This is a genomic window from Cellulosimicrobium sp. TH-20 (assembly GCF_002105775.1).
Taxonomy (GTDB): Bacteria; Actinomycetota; Actinomycetes; order Actinomycetales; family Cellulomonadaceae; genus Cellulosimicrobium; species Cellulosimicrobium funkei.
Genome location: NZ_CP020857.1, coordinates 2,846,327 through 2,867,713, shown reverse-complemented (window position 1 = coordinate 2,867,713; position 21,387 = coordinate 2,846,327). Strand labels below are relative to the sequence as shown.

General features: G+C 74.3%; 21 protein-coding genes. 6 read left to right on the top strand and 15 right to left on the bottom strand.

The window, feature by feature from the left end; translation table 11 throughout:
• Positions 1 to 6: 6 nt before the first annotated feature.
• The 9 genes from B8281_RS12655 to B8281_RS12615 all read right to left on the bottom strand — a co-directional run bounded on the left by B8281_RS12655 (position 7) and on the right by B8281_RS12615 (position 7,724).
• Positions 7 to 705 (bottom strand): 1-acyl-sn-glycerol-3-phosphate acyltransferase, encoded by a 699-nt coding sequence (locus B8281_RS12655; RefSeq protein WP_085387891.1) that lies wholly within the window; start codon positions 703 to 705, stop codon positions 7 to 9.
• Entirely contained in the window at positions 702 to 1,466 is a 765-nt protein-coding gene (gene cmk / locus B8281_RS12650) for a (d)CMP kinase (protein WP_232322561.1), read from the bottom strand. Before cmk ends, B8281_RS12655 begins: the two co-directional genes overlap by 4 nt.
• Complete coding sequence (aroH, locus tag B8281_RS12645; protein WP_043660429.1) at positions 1,463 to 1,825, bottom strand: chorismate mutase; 363 nt, start codon at positions 1,823 to 1,825, stop codon at positions 1,463 to 1,465. Before aroH ends, cmk begins: the two co-directional genes overlap by 4 nt.
• A 73-nt stretch (positions 1,826 to 1,898) precedes the next feature.
• Positions 1,899 to 3,020, bottom strand: coding sequence for a pseudouridine synthase (locus B8281_RS12640; RefSeq protein WP_085387890.1), 1,122 nt, complete (start codon positions 3,018 to 3,020; stop codon positions 1,899 to 1,901).
• Positions 3,017 to 3,793: an SMC-Scp complex subunit ScpB gene (locus B8281_RS12635; protein WP_081599945.1), complete on the bottom strand. Its 777-nt coding sequence runs from the start codon at positions 3,791 to 3,793 to the stop codon at positions 3,017 to 3,019. The genes B8281_RS12640 and B8281_RS12635 overlap by 4 nt, the downstream gene beginning before the upstream one ends.
• The gene (locus B8281_RS12630; protein ID WP_085387889.1) at positions 3,790 to 4,719 is read right to left on the bottom strand and encodes a ScpA family protein; all 930 of its coding nucleotides are present in this window, start codon (positions 4,717 to 4,719) and stop codon (positions 3,790 to 3,792) included. The genes B8281_RS12635 and B8281_RS12630 overlap by 4 nt, the downstream gene beginning before the upstream one ends.
• The gene (locus B8281_RS12625; RefSeq protein ID WP_051028084.1) at positions 4,703 to 5,518 is read right to left on the bottom strand and encodes a ParA family protein; all 816 of its coding nucleotides are present in this window, start codon (positions 5,516 to 5,518) and stop codon (positions 4,703 to 4,705) included. Before B8281_RS12625 ends, B8281_RS12630 begins: the two co-directional genes overlap by 17 nt.
• Before the next feature lie 331 nt (positions 5,519 to 5,849).
• Entirely contained in the window at positions 5,850 to 6,803 is a 954-nt protein-coding gene (gene xerD, locus B8281_RS12620) for a site-specific tyrosine recombinase XerD (protein WP_085387888.1), read from the bottom strand.
• A gap of 30 nt (positions 6,804 to 6,833) precedes the next feature.
• On the bottom strand, positions 6,834 to 7,724 hold the full coding sequence (locus B8281_RS12615) for a heme o synthase (protein ID WP_021482300.1): 891 nt from the start codon (positions 7,722 to 7,724) through the stop codon (positions 6,834 to 6,836).
• Between the two features lie 491 nt (positions 7,725 to 8,215).
• Between B8281_RS12615 and tkt the strand changes: the two genes are divergently transcribed.
• From tkt to B8281_RS12585, 6 genes are all read left to right on the top strand, one after another.
• Complete coding sequence (gene tkt / locus B8281_RS12610; protein WP_085387887.1) at positions 8,216 to 10,378, top strand: transketolase; 2,163 nt, start codon at positions 8,216 to 8,218, stop codon at positions 10,376 to 10,378.
• A 121-nt stretch (positions 10,379 to 10,499) separates the two neighbouring features.
• The gene (tal, locus tag B8281_RS12605; protein ID WP_085387886.1) at positions 10,500 to 11,639 is read left to right on the top strand and encodes a transaldolase; all 1,140 of its coding nucleotides are present in this window, start codon (positions 10,500 to 10,502) and stop codon (positions 11,637 to 11,639) included.
• 144 nt (positions 11,640 to 11,783) lie between these two features.
• Entirely contained in the window at positions 11,784 to 13,325 is a 1,542-nt protein-coding gene (zwf, locus tag B8281_RS12600) for a glucose-6-phosphate dehydrogenase (protein ID WP_085387885.1), read from the top strand.
• 103 nt (positions 13,326 to 13,428) lie between these two features.
• Positions 13,429 to 14,346, top strand: coding sequence for a glucose-6-phosphate dehydrogenase assembly protein OpcA (opcA, locus tag B8281_RS12595; RefSeq protein WP_034655766.1), 918 nt, complete (start codon positions 13,429 to 13,431; stop codon positions 14,344 to 14,346).
• Positions 14,343 to 15,137: a 6-phosphogluconolactonase gene (gene pgl / locus B8281_RS12590; protein WP_085387884.1), complete on the top strand. Its 795-nt coding sequence runs from the start codon at positions 14,343 to 14,345 to the stop codon at positions 15,135 to 15,137. Before opcA ends, pgl begins: the two co-directional genes overlap by 4 nt.
• Positions 15,134 to 15,826: an O-methyltransferase gene (locus B8281_RS12585; RefSeq protein ID WP_085387883.1), complete on the top strand. Its 693-nt coding sequence runs from the start codon at positions 15,134 to 15,136 to the stop codon at positions 15,824 to 15,826. The genes pgl and B8281_RS12585 overlap by 4 nt, the downstream gene beginning before the upstream one ends.
• Before the next feature lie 28 nt (positions 15,827 to 15,854).
• Here B8281_RS12585 and B8281_RS12580 read toward each other — a convergent pair whose 3' ends face one another.
• From B8281_RS12580 to whiA, 6 genes are all read right to left on the bottom strand, one after another.
• Positions 15,855 to 16,202 carry an RNA polymerase-binding protein RbpA gene (locus B8281_RS12580; protein WP_021481809.1) on the bottom strand — a complete coding sequence of 116 codons (348 nt, stop codon included), beginning with the start codon at positions 16,200 to 16,202 and terminating at the stop codon, positions 15,855 to 15,857.
• 130 nt (positions 16,203 to 16,332) lie between these two features.
• Entirely contained in the window at positions 16,333 to 16,575 is a 243-nt protein-coding gene (gene secG / locus B8281_RS12575; protein ID WP_021481808.1) for a preprotein translocase subunit SecG, read from the bottom strand.
• A gap of 208 nt (positions 16,576 to 16,783) precedes the next feature.
• Complete coding sequence (gene tpiA, locus B8281_RS12570) at positions 16,784 to 17,581, bottom strand: triose-phosphate isomerase (protein ID WP_085387882.1); 798 nt, start codon at positions 17,579 to 17,581, stop codon at positions 16,784 to 16,786.
• A gap of 71 nt (positions 17,582 to 17,652) precedes the next feature.
• Positions 17,653 to 18,852, bottom strand: coding sequence for a phosphoglycerate kinase (pgk, locus tag B8281_RS12565; protein ID WP_021481806.1), 1,200 nt, complete (start codon positions 18,850 to 18,852; stop codon positions 17,653 to 17,655).
• Positions 18,853 to 19,009: 157 nt separating this feature from the next.
• Positions 19,010 to 20,014, bottom strand: coding sequence for a type I glyceraldehyde-3-phosphate dehydrogenase (gene gap, locus B8281_RS12560; RefSeq protein ID WP_043654032.1), 1,005 nt, complete (start codon positions 20,012 to 20,014; stop codon positions 19,010 to 19,012).
• Between the two features lie 362 nt (positions 20,015 to 20,376).
• The gene (gene whiA / locus B8281_RS12555; protein ID WP_034655142.1) at positions 20,377 to 21,357 is read right to left on the bottom strand and encodes a DNA-binding protein WhiA; all 981 of its coding nucleotides are present in this window, start codon (positions 21,355 to 21,357) and stop codon (positions 20,377 to 20,379) included.
• Positions 21,358 to 21,387 lie beyond the last annotated feature (30 nt).

Here is a 21,387-nt window from a genome sequence, read left to right as displayed (position 1 = left end):
CCGGCCTCACGGCGTCGGCCGGTCCCCGCGCGGGTCGTCCAGCGGCAGCGCCACGCCGGTCAGCGCGACGGTGTCGGCGACCAGCTCGGCGAGCGCGGTGCGGATGCGCTCGTTCGCGTCCTCGAGCGCCTGCTTGCCGCTCACCCCGGGCGCGCGCTCGACGGTGAGCGGCTCGCCGAAGCGGACGACGAGCCGACGGCGCAGCCCGGGGATCCGGTTGACGCCCTCGCCCGCGCGGCGCGTGCCGAGCACGGCGACGGGCACCACGCGGGCGTGACCGTTGAGCGCGAGCCACGCGGCCCCGGCACGCGCAGAGGTGGCGTCGCCGCGCCCGCGGGCGCCCTCGGGGAAGACGCCGACCGCGCCGCCGCGCCGCAGCACGCCGAGCCCGGCCGCGAGCGCGGGGCGCCCGCCGGTGCGGTCCACGGGGATCTGCCCGGCGGCGCGCAGCACCCAGCCGACCGGCCCGGTGAACATCTCCTCCTTGACGAGGACGTGCAGCGGGCGCGGCGCGACCCCGAGGACGAGCGGCCCGTCGACGACGCCGGTGTGGTTCGCGGCGAGCACGACCGGACCCTCGGCCGGGACGTGCTCCGCGCCGACGACCTCCGTCGCCCACACGACGCGCGCGAGGAAGCGGCCCACCCAGCGCGACCACGCCGGCCCGGCGGGCGACGGGACGCCGTCTCCCGTGCCGCGGCTCACGAGCCCTGGCGCGGGCCGACCACCCGCCCGGTGACCTGCTCGACCACGGAGAGCACCGCGTCGATCGTCTGCTCCAGGTCGAGGTCCGACGAGTCGACGGTCACGACGCCGTCGGCCGCGACCTGGAACTGCGAGACCGTCGCGTCGTCGCGGTCGCGCCGCAGCACCTGGTCCTTCGTCGCCTCGACGGCGGCCGCGTCGGCCGTCCCGTGCACGTCGAGCGAGCGGCGCGCGAGGCGGGCCTCCTCGCTCGCGGTGAGGAGCACGCGCACGTCGGCGTCGGGGGCGACGACCGTCGTGATGTCCCGGCCCTCCGCCACGACGCCGCGGCCGCCCGCGAAGCCCGCGGGCGTGCGCTCGGCCTCGATGGCCGCGCGCTGGAGGCGCCGCAGCTCCGCGCGCACCGCGAGGTTGGTCGCGACGGCGCTCACGGCCGTCGAGATCTCGGTCGAGCGGATCGCCTCGCCGACGTCCGTCCCGTCCACGTGGACGGTCGGACCGGACGGGTCGAGGCCCATGACGAGCGGCATGACGCGCACGGCGTGCGCGACGGCGTCCTGGTCGGCGAGGTCCTCGCCGCGGTGCAGGCACCACCAGGTGGCGGCGCGGTACATCGCGCCCGTGTCGAGGTAGGCGAGGCCGAGGCGGCGCGCGACGCCCTTGGACACGCTCGACTTGCCGGACCCCGACGGCCCGTCGATCACGACCGTCAGCGCGCCGTCGGCGCGACCCTCCCCCGCGCCCGGCGTCCCCGCGCTCACTGGGCGAGGTCCTTGCGCAGCGCCGTCGCCCCGTGCAGGTAGACGTGCTGGACCGCCGCGCGGTCGACGTCGAGCTCCGCGTGCGCCATGAGGCGCACCACGCGGGGCAGCGCGCCGGGCACCGCGATCTCCGTCGCGCACATGAGCGGCACGTCGCCGAGACCCATCTCGCGCGCCGCGGCGGCCGGGAAGTCGGCCACCAGGTCGGGGGTGCACGTGAAGAGGATCGAGATGAGCGCGCCGGTGTCGACGGCGTTCGCGTCGAGCACCTCCTGGACGAGCTCGCGCGTGCGCGCGAACAGGTGCTCGCGCTCGTCGGCGTCGAGCTGGGTCGCGCCCCGGATCGCCCGGACCGGCATGGATGGTGCTCCTTCGTGCGGGACGGCCCGCCTCGCGGCGGTCCGTCGGGGTGGTGGTGCGGGACGCGCGGACCTAGAGCCCGACGCCCGCCATGAGCGTGCCGAGCTCGGTGCGACCGAGCACGCGCGTCGTGCCTGGGCGCAGGTTGCCGAGCGCGATCGGGCCGATGCGCGTGCGCACGAGGCGCGTCACGGGGTAGCCGACCTCCTCGAACATGCGCCGCACGACCCGGTTGCGGCCGGAGTGCAGCACGACCTCGATCATCGTCTGGTCCGCGACCTGGTCGACGACGCGGTACGCGTCCGCCTGCACGACCCCGTCCTCGAGCTCGATCCCGTGCAGGAACTTGTTCGCGACGTTGCCCGCGACCTTGCCGCGCACCGTGACGAGGTACGTCTTGGCCACCTCGTGCGACGGGTGCGCGAGGTGGTTCGCGAGCTCGCCGTCGTTCGTGAGGAGCAGCAGGCCCTCGCTGTCCGCGTCGAGGCGGCCCACGTGGAACAGGCGCTCGGGCCGGTCGGCGACGAGCTCCGCGATGGACGGGCGGCCGTCCGGGTCGTGCATGGTCGACACGACGCCGCGCGGCTTGTTGAGGGCGAGCGTCACGCGCGAGGAGTCGAGCTGCAGGCGCATCCCGTCGACGTGCACGACGGCGCGCGCCGGGTCGACCCGCACGCCCAGCTCGGTGACCCGCACGCCGTCCACCTCGACGCGGCCCTGCGCGATGAGGTCCTCGCACGCGCGGCGCGACCCGAGCCCGGCCGACGCGAGCACCTTCTGCAGGCGCACGCCGTCCTCGACGTGGACGTCGCGCTGGGGCTCGCTGGGCTGCCCGCGCACGGGACGGCGCGGCCGGCCCGCCGCCTGGCCGGCGCGGGGCGCCGACGTGCCGCGACCCGCGGCAGGGCGACCCCGACCGACAGCCGCGCCGCGGCCCGCGCCGGTCGCCCGACCGGCACCCTGGCCACGACCGGCGCCCTGCTCCCGGCCCTCGCCCGCGCCGCCGCCCGCGGACGAGCCCTGCGCGGACGAGCCGCCGCGCCGGGGCGCGCCGCCCGCGCGTACGCCGTCGCCGCCCCGCGGGCCGCCACGACGCGCGTCGCCGTTCCCGCCGCGGCGTGCGTCGCCCGCCCCGTCGCGGGGCGTGCGCCCGCGCCCTCCGTCGCCGGAGCGGCGTCCGTCCTTCGAGCTCATGCGTGTCCTTCGTCCGTCGGTCCGTGCGTGACGTCGTGCGTCACGCCGGGTGTCGTGGCGGTCGGCGCCGGTGCGCCGTCCGCGTCGTCAGCCGCGACGCCGGGAGCGTCCGTCGGCGCCGCGACGCCCGTCGGCCGCGCGGGAGCGCGCAGGTCGGCGAGCCCGTCGAGGCCCTCGAGGTCGTCCATGTCCGGCAGGTGCGGCGCGAGCGGGGGGAGCTCGTCGAGCGACGTGAAACCCATGCGCTCGAGGAAGTACCCCGTGGTGCCGAAGAGGCCGGCGCCGGTGTGCGGGTCCTGGCCGACCTCGGCCACGAGCCCGCGCGCCACGAGCGTGCGCACCACGCCGTCCACGTTGACCCCTCGCACCGCCGACACCTGGCCGCGGCTGACCGGTTGACGGTACGCGATCACGGCCAGAGTCTCCAACGCCGCCTGCGTGAGCCGGGCCGTCTGGCCGCCCTGCACGAACCGACCCACGACCTCGGCGTGCGCGGGCGCGGAGTACACGCGCCACCCGCCGCCCGCCGCGCGCAGCTCGAACCCGCGAGGCCGACCGCCGTCGTCGCCGCGGTACTCGGCCGCGAGCTCGTGCAGCGCGTCCAGCACCTCGTCGACCGGGACCGCGAGCGCCGCCGCGAGCTCGACCGGTGGGATCGGCTCGTCCGCGACCATGAGCACGGCCTCGAGCGCGGACGGCAGACCGCCCGGGAGGTCGTGCACGGCGGGCGGGCGGGCGTCGTCCGGGGCCGGGCCGTCGTCGGGCTGCGTCACGCGGGGACCTCCTGGTCGGTGGTGGCGAGGGCGTCCGCCGGGTCGGGCTCGTCGCCCTCGTCGAACTCGCTGCCGACGTCGGCGAGCGGCGGCTCGGCCGCGTCGTCGTCGCCCGACCACCGCACGGTGAGCTCGCCGAGCGGCGTCACCTGGTCGAACGCGACGAGCGCCTGGCGGAACAGCTCGAGCAGCGCGAGGAACCGCGCGACGACCACGGCGGTCTCCCCCGCGTCCGCGACGAGGGCGCGGAACGTCGTCGTGCCGTGGCTGCGCACGCGGTCGACGACGATCCCCGCCTGCTCGCGCACGCTGACGGCGGGGGCGTGCAGGTGGTCGAGCGAGACGCCGGGCGGCGGCGCCTTGGGGGCGAGCGCGCGGGCCGCGAGCACGGCGAGCTGGTCCGGACCCATGGTCCACACGAGCTCGGGCAGCAGGGCGGCCAGGTGCGGCTCGAGCTGCACGACGCGCGGGAACCGGCGCCCGGCGCTCTCGAGCCGCTCGGCGAGCAGGCCCGACACGTCCTTGTACGCGCGGTACTGCAGCAGCCGCGCGAAGAGCAGGTCGCGGGCCTCCAGGAGCGCCAGGTCCTCGTCGTCCTCGACGCTGCCCGTCGGCAGCAGCCGGGCCGCCTTGAGGTCGAGCAGCGTCGCGGCGACGACGAGGAACTCGCTCGCGGTGCCGAGGTCCCAGCCGGGGTGGTCCTCCCCCCCGGCCCGCGCGACGGCGGCGGCGCGCTCGGCCGCGCGGATGTACGCGATGAAGTCGTCCGTCACGCGCGCGAGCGCGACCTCGGTGATGTCGAGCTTGTGCTTCGTGATGAGCGACAGCAGCAGGTCGAAGGGCCCGCTGAAGTTGTCGAGCCGGACCTCGAACCCGGCCCGCGCGGGCGGCTCCGTCGGTGGTGGCGGCTCAGGCGGCGTCGCCACGGGCGACCAGCTCCCGGGCGAGCTGCCGGTACGCGACGGCGCCCGGGTGGTTCGGCGCGTACACGGTGATGGGCTCGGCCGCGACGGACGCGTCCGGGAACTTCACGGTGCGCCCGATCACGGTGTGGAGCAGCTTGTCGCCGAACGCCTCGTGCACGCGCGCGACGACCTCGCGCGAGTGCAGCGTCCGCGAGTCGAACATCGTGGCGAGGATGCCGTCGACGTCGAGGCGCGGGTTGAGCCGGTCACGCACCTTCTCGATCGTCTCGACGAGCAGAGCGACGCCGCGCAGCGCGAAGAACTCGCACTCGAGCGGGATGAGCACGCCGTGCGCGGCGGTGAGCGCGTTCACGGTGAGCAGGCCGAGCGAGGGCTGGCAGTCGACGAGGATCACGTCGTAGTCGTCCACGACCGGGCGCAGGACGCGCGACAGGACGGACTCGCGCGCGACCTCGCCCACGAGCTGCACCTCGGCGGCCGAGAGGTCGATGTTCGCGGGCAGCAGGTCGAGGTTCTCGACGTCGGTGCTCACGAGCACGTCGTGGATGTCCGCGCCGCGCTCCATGAGCAGGTTGTAGACCGTGCGGTCGAGCTCGTGCGGGTTCACGCCGAGGCCGACGGACGCGGCGCCCTGCGGGTCGAAGTCGACGAGCAGGACCTTGCGCCCGTACTCGGCGAGCGCGGCGCCCAGGTTGATGGTCGTCGTCGTCTTGCCGACGCCGCCCTTCTGGTTGCACATGGCGATGATGCGGCCCGGGCCGTGCGCGGCGAGCGAGGCCGGGACGGGGAACTCCGGCAGGGTGCGGCCGACGACGTCGACGCGCGGTTCGGCGGCGGCCGAACGGTCCGCGGGCTGCTCGACGGGGCGGTCGGCGGGAGGCGCCGCGTTCCCCTCGGCGGAGGTCTGCGGGACGACCGGACGGACGGCGTCGCCGTGCGAGCCGTGCGCGCCGCGCGTCTCGGGCTGGGTCTCGGCCTGGCTGCTCACGTCCGCCACGGTATCGCAGGACCTCGCCCGGTCCCGTGCGTACGCGCCCGCGCGCCGCGTTCCGGGACGACGCGGCGCGGCGGTACTGGCGGCGGTGCTGCGGCGGTGCCGGGGGGCGCTATGGCCCCGTCGCGGCGCGGGATCAGCCCAGCGCGCGGGGGTGCGCGGCCGCGTAGACCTCGCGCAGCGTGTCGGGCGTCACGAGCGTGTAGATCTGGGTCGTGGTGACCGACGCGTGGCCCAGCAGCTCCTGCACGACGCGCACGTCCGCGCCGCCGGCGAGCAGGTGGGTCGCGAACGAGTGCCGCAGCGTGTGCGGCGAGATGCGTTCGGGGTGCTCGATCCCGGCGCGCTCGGCCGCGGTGCGCAGCACGGCCCACGCGCTCTGCCGGGACAGGCGCGCGCCGCGCGTGTTGAGGAACACCGCGGGCGTCCCCCGCCCGTTCGCGGCGAGCGCGGCGCGCCCGCGCACGAGGTAGGCGTCGAGGGCGCGGCGCGCGAACGACCCGACGGGCACCACGCGCTCCTTGCCGCCCTTGCCCAGGAGGCGCACGGCGCCGCTGTCGAGGTCCAGGTCGTCGACGTCGAGGCTCACCGCCTCGGTGATGCGCGCGCCGGTCGAGTACACGAGCTCCAGGAGCGCGCGGTCGCGCAGGGGGCCGGGCCCGTCCCCGACGCCGGACGCCTCGAGGATGCGTGCGACCTCGTCGGTAGAGATGGCCTTCGGCAGCCGCCTGCCCTGGGCGGGCGGACGGACGTCGGCCGACGCGTCGGCGTCGGCCAGGCCCTCGGCCGCGCAGAAGCGGTGCCAGCCGCGCACGGCCGCCACCGACCGGGCGGTCGACGACGGCGACAGGGGCGCGCCGCCGTCGGCCCCGGTGCGCAGCGCGGTGACGTAGTCGGCGACGTCGTCCGCCTCGACGTCGCGCACGGCGTGGTTCCCGCGCGACGCGAGGAACGCGACGTAGCGCGCGAGGTCGCGGCGGTAGGCCGCGACCGTGTTGGCGGACAGCCCGCGCTCGACGGCGAGGTGCGCCAGGTACTCGCGCGCGGCGCGGTCCAGCGCCTCGGGCACGTGGGCCTCGCCGGGGCTCATGGCGTCACTGCCCGCCCGGGACGACCGGGCTCACAGTGGCAGGAAGACGTCGACCGCCACCGCGACGAAGAGCAGGGTCAGGTACGTGATGGACGCGTGGAAGACCTTCATCTCCCCCACCTTGCCGCCCTTGCCGTCGGCCTTGTCGCGCGCCCGGCGCAGCATCGTCACGCACGACGACAGGAACCAGGCGCCCAGGGCCGTGGCGACGACGCCGTAGACCCAGGTCATCCCGGCGAGCGGCCACAGCGCGAGCGACGAGGCGACCATCGCGACGCCGTAGAGGATCATCTCCCGCGCGACCCGGCTGTCGTCCGCGACGACGGGGAGCATCGGGACGCCCGCGTTCGCGTAGTCGCGCTTGAACTTCATCGACAGCGGCCAGTAGTGCGGCGGGGTCCAGAAGAAGATGACGAGGAACAGCGCGAGCGCCGCCCAGCTCAGCGAGCCCGTGACCGCCGACCAGCCGATGAGCACCGGCATGCAGCCCGCGATGCCGCCCCACACGATGTTCTGCGGGGTGCGGCGCTTGAGGATCATCGTGTAGCCGACGACGTAGATCGCGATCGCCCCGAACGTCAGCCACGCGGAGACGACGTTGACCAGCAGCGCGAACCAGACCAGCGACACCACGCCGAGGACGGTCGCGAACACGAGCGCCGCGCGCGGGGTGATCTCGCCCGTGACGAGCGGGCGCCGCTTGGTGCGGTTCATGACCTCGTCGATGTCGCGGTCGAGGTAGCAGTTGTAGACGTTCGCGGAGGCCGCGGCGAGCGTGCCGCCGACGAGCGTCGCGAGGATGAGGCCCAGCCCGGGCAGCCCGCCCTGTGCCAGGAACATCGTCGGGACCGTCGTGACGAGGAGGAGCTCGATGATGCGCGGCTTGGTGAGGGCGACGTAGGCGCCGACCCGCTCGCGCAGCGCGCGGGTCGCGCCGGCGACCTCGGCCGTCGGGGCGACGGAGGTCGCGGGGGCCGTCGGAGAGGACGGCTGCTGGGTCGACGCGGCGCTCGACGGGCTTCCGGTCCCGTCGATCGGTGCCTGGCTCGTGGTGTGCACGCGCTTCGGTGTTCCGTTCTGAGGTGGGGGGCGAGCTGGGACGGACCGCCGGCCGTCCTCGCTCATCGTACGTCCCCGCCTGCGCGGGGGCCGACCGGACGGGCCGGGCGATTGTGTGACATCCGACCGAAATCCAGCACGTGGGCACCGCCCGGCCGGGAACGGCCCACGCGTATAGGCTGGTGCCCGCGACCGTCCCGCGTCGGACCGCCCGCCACGGACGTGGCCTCCGGGCCGCGCGACGGGCACCGGGCCGCCCCGCCCCCTGAGGCGTGAGGCCGGGAAATGTTCAACGGTTGCTTCGAGTTGTCGCGAGGATCCGGGGCGCGCGCTCCGGACGGGAATGAGGTTCGGTGAACGCGTTGTCCCCTGCTCACACGCCCCTGGACTGGACGGACCTGGACGACCGGGCCGTCAAGACGATCAAGGCGCTCGCCGCCGACGCCGTGGAGAAGGTGGGCAACGGCCACCCGGGCACCGCGATCTCGCTGGCCCCCGCCGCGTACCTGCTGTTCCAGAAGGTCATGCGCCACGACCCGTCCGACGACCACTGGGTCGGTCGTGACCGGTTCGTGCTCTCCGCGGGCCACTCGTCGCTGACGATCTACCTCCAGCTCCTCCTCGCCGGGTACGGCCTCGAGATGGAGGACATCGAGGCGCTGCGCACGTGGGGCTCCAAGACCCCCGGCCACCCCGAGTACAAGCACACCCGCGGCGTCGAGATCACGACCGGCCCGCTCGGCCAGGGCCTCGCGTCGTCGGTCGGCATGGCGTTCGCGGCGCGCCGCGAGCGCGGCCTGCTCGACCCGTCGACCACGCCGGGCGAGTCGCCGTTCGACCACCACGTCTACGTCATCGCCTCCGACGGCGACCTGCAGGAGGGCGTGACGAGCGAGGCCTCCTCGCTCGCGGGCCACCAGCAGCTCGGCAACCTCGTCGTGATCTGGGACGACAACAAGATCTCGATCGAGGACGACACGGACATCGCGTTCACCGAGGACGTCCTCGCGCGCTACGCGGCGTACGGCTGGCACACCCAGCGCGTCGACTGGACCAACGGCGGCACGGGCTACGCGGAGGACGTCGACGCGCTGCACGCCGCGATCGAGGCCGCCAAGGCCGAGACGGGCAAGCCGTCGATCATCGCGCTGCGCACGATCATCGGGTACCCGTCGCCCACGAAGCAGAACACCGGCGGCATCCACGGCTCCGCCATGGGCGCCGACGAGATCAAGGGCCTCAAGGTCGAGCTCGGCCTCGACCCCGAGGCGAGCTTCGCGATCGACGACGAGGTGCTCGCGTACACGCGCGCCGTCGGCGAGCGCCAGGCCGACGCCCGCGCCGCCTGGGACCGGGCGTTCGAGGCGTGGAAGACCGCCAACCCGTCCGGCGCGGAGCTGCTCGACCGCCTCTCGCGCCGCGAGCTCCCGGCCGGCTGGGAGGACGCGCTGCCCACGTTCGAGGCGGGCAAGGCCGTCGCGACGCGCTCCGCGTCCGGCAAGGTCCTCACCGCGCTCAAGGACGTGCTGCCCGAGCTCTGGGGCGGCTCCGCCGACCTCGCGGGCTCGAACAACACGACGATGGACGGCGAGCCGTCGTTCGTGCCGGCCGAGCACGCGACGAAGAAGTTCCCGGGCCACGAGTACGGCCGCACGCTGCACTTCGGCATCCGCGAGCACGCCATGGGCGCGATCCTCAACGGCATCGTCCTGCACGGCGGCACGCGCGCCTACGGCGGCACGTTCCTCCAGTTCAGCGACTACATGCGTCCCGCCGTCCGGCTCGCCGCCCTCATGGAGATCCCGACGACGTTCGTGTGGACGCACGACTCGATCGGCCTCGGCGAGGACGGCCCGACGCACCAGCCCGTCGAGCACCTCGCGGCGCTGCGCGCGATCCCGGGCCTCGACGTCGTGCGCCCGGCCGACGCGAACGAGACCGCGTGGGCCTGGCGCACCGTGCTCGAGAACACCGAGCGCCCGGCGGGCCTCATCCTCACGCGCCAGAACGTGCCGACGTTCCCGCGCGGGACCGACGGCTACGCCGACGCGTCCGGCACGGCGCGCGGCGGCTACGTGCTGCTCGACACCGAGGGCACGCCGGACGTCATCCTCATCGGCACCGGCTCCGAGGTGCAGCTCGCCGTCGAGGCGCGCGAGATCCTCGCGGCCGAGGGCGTGCAGGCGCGCGTCGTGTCGCTGCCGAGCCGCGAGTGGTTCGACGGCCAGGACGACGCCTACCGCGAGTCGGTCCTGCCGTCCGCCGTCCGCGCGCGCGTCTCGGTCGAGGCGGGCGTCGCGCAGGGCTGGCGCGAGCTCGTCGGTGACGCCGGCCGCTCCGTGAGCCTCGAGCACTACGGCGCGTCCGCGGACTACCAGGTGCTGTACCGCGAGTTCGGCATCACGTCCGAGGCCGTCGCGACGGCGGCGCGCGAGTCGATCGCCGCGGCGCGCGGCGACGACGCCCCGGGCGCCGAGCCCACCCCCTCGGAGGGCGGCACTGGCGACCTGCGCTGACCCTTCGTAGATTCCGAGGTGGGGCCGTGCACGCGGCCCCACCTCGGGACACCCCGGACGACCGTCACGAGCGGCGACCCGGGCGCACGCCCGCAGCGAGAGCACCACGAGAGGAAGTCCGATGACGCAGCCCACCACCGTCCCCGGCCCCATCGAGCAGCTCACGGGAGCGGGCGTGTCGATCTGGCTCGACGACCTCTCCCGAGAACGGCTGCGCACCGGCAACCTCGCCGAGCTCGTGGCGACGCGCGGCGTCGTCGGCGTGACCACGAACCCCACGATCTTCGCGTCGGCGCTCGCGAAGGGCGACGCCTACGACGCCCAGCTCGCCGACCTCGCGGCCGCGGGCACCGACGACGCGGCCGTGGAGGCCGCCGTCGAGCGCATCACCACGGACGACGTGCGCACCGCCGCCGACCTCCTGCGCCCCGTCTACGACGCCACCGACGGCGTCGACGGGCGCGTCTCGATCGAGGTCGACCCGCGACTCGCCCACGACGCCGACGCGACGGTCGTCACGGCGGAGCGCCTGTGGCGCACGATCGACCGCCCGAACGTCTACATCAAGATCCCGGCGACGGTCGCGGGCCTCGACGCGATCACGCGCACGCTCGCGCAGGGCATCAGCGTCAACGTGACCCTCATCTTCTCCCTCGCGCGCTACCGCGCGGTCATGGAGGCGTTCGCGATCGGGCTGGAGCAGGCGCGCGCCGACGGCGTCGACCTTGCGCCCGTGGGCTCCGTCGCCTCGTTCTTCGTCTCGCGCGTCGACACCGCGGTGGACGCCGCGCTCGAGAAGGTCGGGACGCCCGAGGCGCTCGACCTGCGCGGGCAGACCGCCGTCGCGAACGCGCGCCTCGCGTTCGAGGCCTACGAGGAGTTCCGCCAGACGGACCGCTGGCGCTCGCTCGTCGCGTCCGGCGCGCAGCCCCAGCGTCCCCTGTGGGCCTCGACGGGCGTGAAGAACCCCGAGTACCGCGACACGATGTACGTCGACGAGCTCGTCACGGACGGCGTCGTGAACACCATGCCCGAGGCGACGCTCCAGGCGTTCGCGGACCACGGCGTCGTGACGGGCGACACGGTCACCGGCACGGCGACCGCGTCGCGGCGCACGATCGAGACCGTCGAGTCGTTCGGCGTCTCCCTCGTCGAGGTCACCGACCGCCTCGAGGCCGAGGGCGTGCGCAAGTTCGAGGACAGCTGGACCGAGCTCCTCGCCACGACGCGCGACAACCTCCGCCGCCTCGCCTCCTCCTGACCTCCGGCGCGCGGCCGGCGTCCCGGCCGCGCGTCCGACCTGCGGGAACGGCGGCGCACCCCGTCGCGACGCCCCTATGATCCGCAGACGCCCAAGCCCTTCTGCAGTCCTCCGACCCCTCCCCGAACGGAACGGTGCCACCAGGTGAGACCGGCCAAGATCACGCCAGAGCACAACCCTCTGCGCGACCCCCTCGACCTGCGCCTGCCCCGGATCGCGGGCCCGTGCGGGCTCGTCATCTTCGGCGTCACGGGCGACCTCGCCCGCAAGAAGCTCATGCCCGCCGTCTACGACCTCGCCAACCGCGGCCTGCTCCCCCCGGGCTTCGCGCTCACGGGCTTCGCGCGCCGCGACTGGGAGGACCAGGACTTCGCGCAGGTCGTGCACGACGCCGTCAAGGAGCACGCGCGCACGCCGTTCCGCGAGGCGACGTGGCGCCAGCTCTCCGAGGGCATCCGGTTCGTCCAGGGCTCGTTCGACGACGACGAGGCGTTCGAGCGCCTGCGCGAGACGGTCGAGACGCTCGACGCCGAGCGCGGCACGGGCGGCAACCACGCGTTCTACCTGTCGGTCCCGCCGAGCGCGTTCCCCGTCGTGTGCCGCCAGCTCGCCGAGTCGGGGCTGTCCCGCTCGGCGGAGGACGCGTGGCGGCGCGTGGTCATCGAGAAGCCGTTCGGCCACGACCTCGCGAGCGCGCGCGAGCTCGACGCCGTCGTGTCGGAGGTCTTCCCGCCCGACTCGGTCTTCCGCATCGACCACTACCTCGGCAAGGAGACGGTCCAGAACCTCCTCGCCCTGCGCTTCGCCAACCAGATGTTCGAGCCCATCTGGAACGCGAACTACGTCGACCACGTGCAGATCACGATGGCCGAGGACATCGGCATCGGGGGCCGCGCCGGCTACTACGACGGCATCGGCGCCGCGCGCGACGTCATCCAGAACCACCTGCTCCAGCTGCTCGCGCTCGTCGCGATGGAGGAGCCGGTGTCGTTCGACGCGCCCTCGCTGCGGGCCGAGAAGATCAAGGCGCTCTCCGCCGTGCGGCTGCCGCGCGAGCTGTCCCGGCACACGGCCCGCGGGCAGTACGCCGCCGGCTGGCAGGGCGGCGAGGAGGTCATCGGCTTCCTCGAGGAGGACGGCATCCCCGACACCTCCACCACGGAGACGTACGCGGCGGTCCGCGTCGACATCGACAACCGCCGCTGGGCGGGCGTCCCCTTCTACCTGCGCACGGGCAAGCGCCTCGGGCGCCGCGTGACCGAGGTCGCCGTCGTGTTCAAGAAGGCCCCGCACCTGCCGTTCGAGAGCTCGCAGGCGTCGGACCTCGGGAACAACGCGCTCGTGATCCGCGTCCAGCCGGACGAGGGCGTGACGATGCGCTTCGGCGCCAAGGTCCCGGGCACCGCGATGGAGGTCCGCGACGTGACGATGGACTTCGGCTACGGGCACGCGTTCACGGAGTCGTCGCCGGAGGCGTACGAGCGCCTCATCCTCGACGTCCTGCTCGGCGACCCGCCGCTGTTCCCCACGCGCGAGGAGGTCGAGCTCTCCTGGAAGATCCTCGACCCGATCACCGCGCACTGGGCCGCGAAGGGCAAGCCCGAGCCGTACCGGTCGGGCACGTGGGGGCCGGAGTCCGCCGACGCGATGCTCGCGCGCGACGGCCGCGCCTGGCGGCGCCCGTGAGCGCCCCGGCGCCCGCCGAGCGGGCCGCGCGCACCCGAGAGACCCCCCGACCCCGTCGTGCGCCGGTACGCGGCACGACCCTCCGACCGGCGAGGACCCCGCGATGATCATCGACCTGCCCGACACGACGACGAACGCGGTGAACAAGCGCCTCGTGCGCCTGCGCGACGAGGGCGGCGCGATCGCGCTGGGCCGCGTCCTCACGCTCGTCGTCATCGCGCGCGAGTCCGACGTCGAGACGTCGATCGAGGCCGCGAACGACGCGAGCCGCGAGCACCCGTGCCGCGTCATCGTCGTCGCGCCGTCCGGGCGCAGCGCGACGCCGCACCTCGACGCGCAGATCCGCGTCGGCGGCGACGCGGGCGCGTCCGAGGTGGTCGTGCTCCGCACCGCCGGGCCGCTGCTCGAGCACGCGGACACGCTCGTCATGCCGCTCCTGCTGCCCGACGCGCCCATCGTCGTGTGGTGGCCGGGCCAGCCGCCCGCGTCCCCCGACGACGACCCGGTCGGCGCCATGGCGCAGCGGCGCATCACCGACTCGATCACGGCGAAGGACCCCGAGGCGACGCTCGCGCAGCTCGCGCAGACGTACGGCCCGGGCGACTCCGACCTCGCGTGGGCCCGCGTTACGCTGTGGCGCGGCCTCATCGCCGCGGCGCTCGACCAGCCGCCCTACGAGCCGGTGACGAGCGTCGTCGTCGAGGGCCAGGCGAAGCACACGTCGCTCGACCTGCTCGCCGCGTGGCTGGGCTCCCGCCTGCGCTGCCCGGCGCAGGTGGTGCGACGGCGCGGCGCCGAGGCGATCACGCGCGTGACCCTCGAGCGCAAGAGCGGGCCGATCGTCCTCGACCGCCCCGACGGCCGCACGGTGACGATCAGCCAGCCGGGCAAGCCCGACCGCCGCGTCGCGCTGCCCATCCGGACGCTCAGCGAGGCCCTCATCGAGGAGCTGCGACGCCTGGACCCCGACGAGATCTACGGCGAGGTGCTCACCAAGGGCCTGCAGAAGGTGGGCGCGTGACCGCCGCGGGGCCGGGCACCCCGGCGCGCCTCGTCGTCGTGCACCCCGACGCCGGCGTGCTCGCCGAGGCGGTGGCGTCGCGGCTCGTGACCCGCCTGCTCGACGTGCAGTCGGTCCGCCGGCCCGTGCACGTCGTGCTGACGGGCGGGACCGTCGGGATCGCGAGCCTGGCCGCGCTCGCGCGCCACCCGGCGCGCGACGCCGTCGACTGGTCGGGTGTGCACGTGTGGTGGGGCGACGAGCGCTTCCTCGCGTCGGGCGACGGCGAGCGCAACGAGACGCAGGCGCGCGCGGCGCTGCTCGACCACCTGCCGCACCTCCCGCCCGAGAACGTGCACCCGATGCCGGCCGCGGACGCGGCCGCGACCCCCGAGGAGTCGGCGACCGCGTACGCGGCCACGCTCGCGGAGCACGCGCCGGACGGCGAGCGGGTCCCGGCCTTCGACGTCCTGCTGCTCGGCATGGGCCCTGACGGCCACGTCGCGTCGCTCTTCCCCGACCACCCCGGGCTCGACGTCACGGGCACCCCGACGGCGGGCGTCCACGGCTCCCCCAAGCCGCCGCCCGAGCGCGTCACGCTGACGTTCGAGGCGATCGCGCGGGCCCGTCAGGTGTGGGTCGTCGCGGCGGGAGCCGAGAAGGCGCCCGCGGTCGCGTCGGCGCTCGCCGGCGCGCCGACGCGCGAGACCCCGGCCGCCGCGGTCGCGGGGACGGAGGCCACGCTGTGGCTCGTCGACGTCGCCGCGGCCGGCACCGGGACCCCGACCGAGATGGACGAGGGTCGCGCGTGACGACCGGCGGCGAGCACCCGGCGGACCCCGCGGCCACGTGGGACGCCGTCGACGCGTACTTCGCGCCCCTGGTGGCCGAGGACGACGTGCTCGCCGCCGCGTCGGCGCGCGCCCGGGACGCCGGTCTCCCCGAGATCCAGGTCTCCCCCGCCCAGGGTCGGCTGCTGCAGCTCCTCGCGCTCGCGTCGGGCGCGCGGCGCATCCTCGAGGTCGGCACCCTGGGCGGCTACTCGACGATCTGGCTCGCCCGGGCCCTTCCCGCCGACGGCACGCTCGTCACGTGCGAGATCGACCCGGCCCACGCCGCCGTCGCGCGCGAGTCCCTGGCCGCGGCCGGGCTCTCCGGAACGGTGGACGTCGTCGTCGGACCGGCCGCGGACACGCTGCGAGGGCTCGTCGCGGACGGCGCCGCGCCGTTCGACCTCGTGTTCGTCGACGCCGACAAGCCCTCGAACCCGGTCTACCTCGACCTCGCGCTGCGGCTCTCGCGCCCCGGGACGCTCCTCGTCGTGGACAACACCGTCCGCGGCGGGGCCGTCGCGGACGCGGCGAGCACCGACCCGAACGTGCTCGGCGTGCGGGAGATGGCGGATCGCGTCGTCGCGGACCCGCGCCTCGACGCCACGGCCGTGCAGACCGTCGGGTCCAAGGGCTACGACGGCTTCGTGCTCGCGCGCGTGCGCGGCTGAGCCGCTACCCGGACCGTCCCGGCCGGGTTCAGCGGCCGCGGCGGGCGCGCAGCGCGGCGAGCGCCTCGTCGAGGATCGCGACGCCGTCCTCGTCGCTGCGCCGCTCCTTCACGTACGCGAGGTGCGTCTTGTAGGGCTCGTTGCGCGACGGCGTCGGCGGGTGCTCCTGGTCCTGACCGGCCGGGAACCCGCACCGCGGGCAGTCCCAGGTCTCCGGCGCCTCGATGCCCGCCTCCGACGAGAAGCTGGGTCGCGTCTCGTGGCCGTTGGCGCACCAGTACGACACCCAGAAGCGCGGCGCGATCTCGCCGCGCTCCGACTCCCCGAGCGGTCCCGCCCCGACGCGCGACCCTCGGATCGCGTTACCACCTGCCACGTGCTCTCTCCCCCGTCCGTGCCGCCGTCGGCACTCGTTCCTGCCCGGACCGCGCGACCGTGCGCGGCTTGCCCCCTGCCGACTGCGGACTCTCCTGCCGTCCCGACGACGCCCCGGTGGGCGCGTGCGGTCAGACGACCTTCTGGAGGAGACCCAGGAGCACGATGACGACGGCCCAGACGAGGGCGAACGCCACGGTGATGCGGTTGAGGTTGCGCTCGGCGACGCCGGAGCTGCCCACGGAGCTCGAGATCCCGCCGCCGAACATGTCGGAGAGGCCGCCACCCTTCCCCTTGTGCATGAGCACGAGCAGGGTGAGGAAGGCGCTGGTCAGCACCAGCAGGATCTGGAGGATGATGCGCAGCACGTCCACGAGTACGTCCTTGAGGCTCAGGGCCGGCCCGACCGATGTCGGGACCGACCGCACGGTTGTCGTGCGCGGGCGTGACCCGCGGCACAGGGGACAAGAGTAGGCGACGTGGGGCCGCCGCGGCCAACCCCGTCCGCCGCCGTCCCCGGACGGCGGCCGACGGCCCCGGGACGCGGTCCCGGGGCCGTCGGTGCGGGGTGCGAGGCGGAGGTCAGGCGCCGGTCGCGTGCGACTGGTAGCGCGCGATCTTCGCGAACTCCTCGGGGTCGAGGCTCGCGCCGCCGACGAGCGCGCCGTCGACGTCCGGCTGGGCCATGATCGCGGCCACGTTCGACGACTTCACCGAGCCGCCGTACAGGACGCGCGTCGCGTTCGCGAGGTCCGCGTCGTACAGGTCGCCGAGGGCGCCGCGGATCGCACCGCAGACCTCCTGGGCGTCCTCGGGCGTCGCGACCTCGCCCGTGCCGATGGCCCACACGGGCTCGTACGCGATGACGAGCGTCGCGAGCTGGGGGGCGGGGATGCCCGCGAGGGCGCCCTCGACCTGGGCGAGCGTGTAGGGGATCTGCTCGCCAGCCTTGCGCACGTCCAGGCCCTCGCCCACGCACAGGATCGGGGCGATGCCCTGACCCACGGCGGCGACGATCTTCTCGTTCACCAGGGCGTCGGTCTCGCCGTGGTACTGGCGGCGCTCTGAGTGCCCGATGGCGACGTAGCTCACGCCGAGCTTGGCCAGCATCGACGCCGAGATCTCGCCCGTGTACGCGCCCTCGGCGTGCGCCGAGACGTCCTGCGCGCCGTACTTGAGCTCGAGCTTGTCCGCGTCCACGAGCGTCTGCACCGACCGGAGGTCGGTGAACGGCGGCAGCACGGCGACCTCGACGGCCGCGTAGTCGTGCTTCGCGTCCTTGAGGGTCCACGCGAGCTTCTGCACGGTGTGGGTCGCCTGGTGGTGGTCCAGGTTCATCTTCCAGTTGCCCGCCATGAGCGGGGTGCGGGTGTTCGCCACGGGTCCTTCTTCTCTCTGTGGGGCCCGCGCCGCCCGCGGGAGCGGGCGGCGCGGAGGGGTACGGGGGGCGGTCAGCCCTCGAGGACGGAGATCCCCGGCAGGTCCTTGCCCTCGAGGAACTCGAGGCTCGCGCCGCCACCGGTCGAGATGTGGCTGAAGCCCGCCTCGTCGAAGCCGAGGATGCGGACCGCGGCGGCCGAGTCGCCGCCGCCGACGATGGTGAACGCGCCGTTCGCCGTCGCGTCGACCAGGGCCTGGGCCACGGCGCGCGTCCCGCCCGAGAACGCCTCGAACTCGAACACGCCGGCGGGGCCGTTCCAGACGACGGTCTTCGCGTCGACGATCTTGCTCGCGAAGAGCTTGGCCGACTCGGGGCCGATGTCGAGGCCGATCTTGTCGGCCGGGATCGCGTCCGCGGCGACGACCTCGTGCGGCGAGTCCGCGGCGAACGCGTCGGCCACCACGATGTCCGTCGGCAGGACGATCTCGACGCCGTTCTTCTCCGCGTCCGCGAGGTAGCCCTTGACCGTGTCGATCTGGTCCTCCTCGAGGAGGGACTTCCCGACGCCGTAGCCCTTCGCCGCGAGGAACGTGAACACCATGCCGCCGCCGATGAGCAGGCGGTCCGCCTTGGTGAGCAGGTTCGCGATGACGCCCAGCTTGTCGGAGACCTTCGAGCCGCCGAGCACGACCGCGTAGGGGCGCTGCGGGTCCTCCGTCGCCTTGCGCAGCGAGTCGACCTCCTTGAGGACGAGCTCGCCCACCGCGGACGGGAGCACCTGCGCGACGTCGTAGACCGACGCCTGCTTGCGGTGCACGACGCCGAAGCCGTCGGAGACGAAGACGTCCGCGAGCTGCGCGAGGTCGCGGGCGAGCGCCTGGCGCTCCGCGTCGTCCTTCGACGTCTCGCGCGGGTCGAACCGGATGTTCTCCAGCAGCGCGACCTCGCCGTCGCCGAGCGCGGCGACCGTCTCGCGCGCCGAGTCGCCGACGACGTCCTGCGCCAGGTGCACCGGCACGCCGAGCAGCTCGCCCAGGCGGGCCGCGACGGGCGCGAGGGAGTACTTCGGGTCCGGCTCGCCCTTGGGGCGGCCGAGGTGCGCGGTGACGATGACCTTCGCGCCCGCGTCGGTCAGCTTCTTCAGCGTCGGGAGCGCGGCGCGGATGCGCCCGTCGTCCGTGATGGTCGTCCCGTCGAGCGGGACGTTGAAGTCGGAGCGGACGAGGACGCGCTTGCCGCGCAGGTCGCCCAGGGAGTCGATGGTCTTCATGCGGTCTCCTACGGTTCTGTCGCCGTCGTGCGGGACGCCTGCCGGCAGCCGGCCCGGCCCGCACATGAGGACGTCCGCGTGCGCGTCACCGGGCGGTGCCGGGACGCGCACGCGGACGCATGGTGCTACGCAGGGATGTGCTGCGTCAGCAGGTGGCTCAGAGCTTCTCGCCGACCAGGGCGGTCAGCGCGACGAGGCTGTTCGAGTAGCCCCACTCGTTGTCGTACCAGGAGACGACCTTGACCTGGTCGCCGATCACCTTCGTGAGCTTCGAGTCGAAGATGCTCTGGTGCGGGTTGGTGACGATGTCGCTCGACACGATCTCGTCGTCGACGTACTCGAGGATGCCCTTGAGCGGGCCCTCGGCCGCCGCCTTGAGCGCGGCGTTGACCTCGTCCACCGTGACCTCGCGCGAGGCGGTGAAGGTGAGGTCGGTCGCCGAGCCCGTGATGACCGGGACGCGCAGCGCGTAGCCGTCCAGCTTGCCCTTGAGCTCGGGCAGGACGAGCGACACGGCCTTGGCCGCACCCGTCGAGGTCGGGACGATGTTCTGCGCGGCGGCGCGGGCACGACGCAGGTCGCGGTGCGGGCCGTCCTGGAGGTTCTGGTCACCCGTGTAGGCGTGGATCGTGGTCATGAGACCACGCTCGATGCCGATCGAGTCGTTGAGCGCCTTGGCCAGCGGGGCGAGGCAGTTCGTGGTGCACGACGCGTTCGAGATGATGTGGTGCGCGGCCGGGTCGTACTGGTCCGAGTTCACGCCCATGACGAACGTGGCGTCCTCGTTCTTGGCCGGGGCCGAGATGATGACCTTCTTGGCGCCGGCGTCGATGTGCGCCTTCGCCTTGGTCGCGTCGGTGAAGAAGCCGGTCGACTCGATGACGATGTCGGCGCCGAGCTCGCCCCAGGGGAGGTTCGCCGGGTCGCGCTCCGCGAGCGCACGGATCTTCTTGCCGTCGACGACGATGTTGTCGTCGTCGAAGTCCACGCTCAGCGGGAAACGGCCGAGGACCGTGTCGTACTTGAGCAGGTGCGCGAGCGTCTTGTTGTCCGTGAGGTCGTTCACGCCGACGATCTCGATGTCGGCGCCCGACTCGACGATGGCGCGGTAGAAGTTCCGTCCGATACGACCGAAGCCGTTGATACCGACGCGGATGGTCACAATGCCCTCCTCAGGGCGCGCCGGTTGTCCCGACGCACACGGTTGATGCCGAACGATCACGTACGCCGTCGTACGCAGGTGGTGATCGCGCCCGTGCCCCGCTGCCCGGATCCCGGCACAGCACCCTCCGTGCTCGTGGACCGTCACGGCGACAGCCGGGACCACCCACGCCCACGAGGGGTGTCAGCGAAGGAGCACGTCGTTGTCACCTGACACTGACGAGCCTATACCAACACCACTCCGTCATGTGACCTGAATCCCATGCTTCGGGACCATCGTCCCGCCGGTGCGTGACGTCCAGGGGACGGGCGCCGCGGCGTCGGGCGCGCGGCGCGACGGTCGCGGGCGGAGGGCCGCGCTCCTCAGAGGTCGAGCAGCTCCGGGCTCAGCCCCGCCTCGGTGTCCGGGATGCCGAGCTCGGCGGCGCGCTTGTCCGCCGTCGAGAGCAGGCGCCGGATGCGCCCCGCGACGGCGTCCTTGGTGAGCGGCGGGTCGGCGAGCTGACCGAGCTCCTCGAGCGACGCCTGCTTGTGCGCGAGGCGCAGCTCGCCGGCCTCGCGGAGGTGCTCGGGCAGGTCGGGCCCCAGGATCTCGAACGCCCGCTCGACCCGGGCGCCCGCCGCGACGGCGGCGCGCGCCGAGCGGCGCAGGTTGGCGTCGTCGAAGTTGGCGAGCCGGTTCGCCGTGCCGCGCACCTCACGACGCGCGCGCCGCTCCTCCCAGACGAGGACCGCCTCGTGCGCGCCGAGGCGCGTGAGGAGCGCGCTGATCGCGTCGCCGTCGCGGATCACCACGCGGTCGATCCCGCGGACCTCGCGCGACTTGGCGGACACCCCCAGGCGCCGGGCCGCGCCGACGAGCGCGAGGGCGGCCTCCGGGCCGGGGCACGTGATCTCGAGGGCTGACGAGCGCCCGGGCTCCGTGAGGGACCCGTGGGCGAGGAAGGCGCCGCGCCACGCGGCCTCGGCCTCCTCCACCCCGCCGGAGACGACCTGCGGGGGCAGCCCGCGCACGGGCCGGCCGCGCTGGTCGAGGAGGCCCGTCTGGCGGGCCAGGGACTCGCCGTCGCGCACGACCCGCACGACGTACCGGCTGCTCTTGCGCAGCCCCCCGGCGGACACCACGATCAGCTCGCTCGTGTGGCCGTAGACGTCGGCGATGGTCTCGCGCAGGCGCCGCGCGGCGATGGCCGTGTCGAGCTCGGCCTCGATGACCACACGACCGGAGATGAGGTGCAGGCCGCCCGAGAAGCGGAGCATCGCGGACACCTCCGCCTTGCGGCACGAGGTCTTGTCCACCCGCAGTCGTGCCAGCTCGTCCTTCACCTGTGCCGTGAGCGCCATGCGGGACATCCTGCCACCGATGGGAGCGTG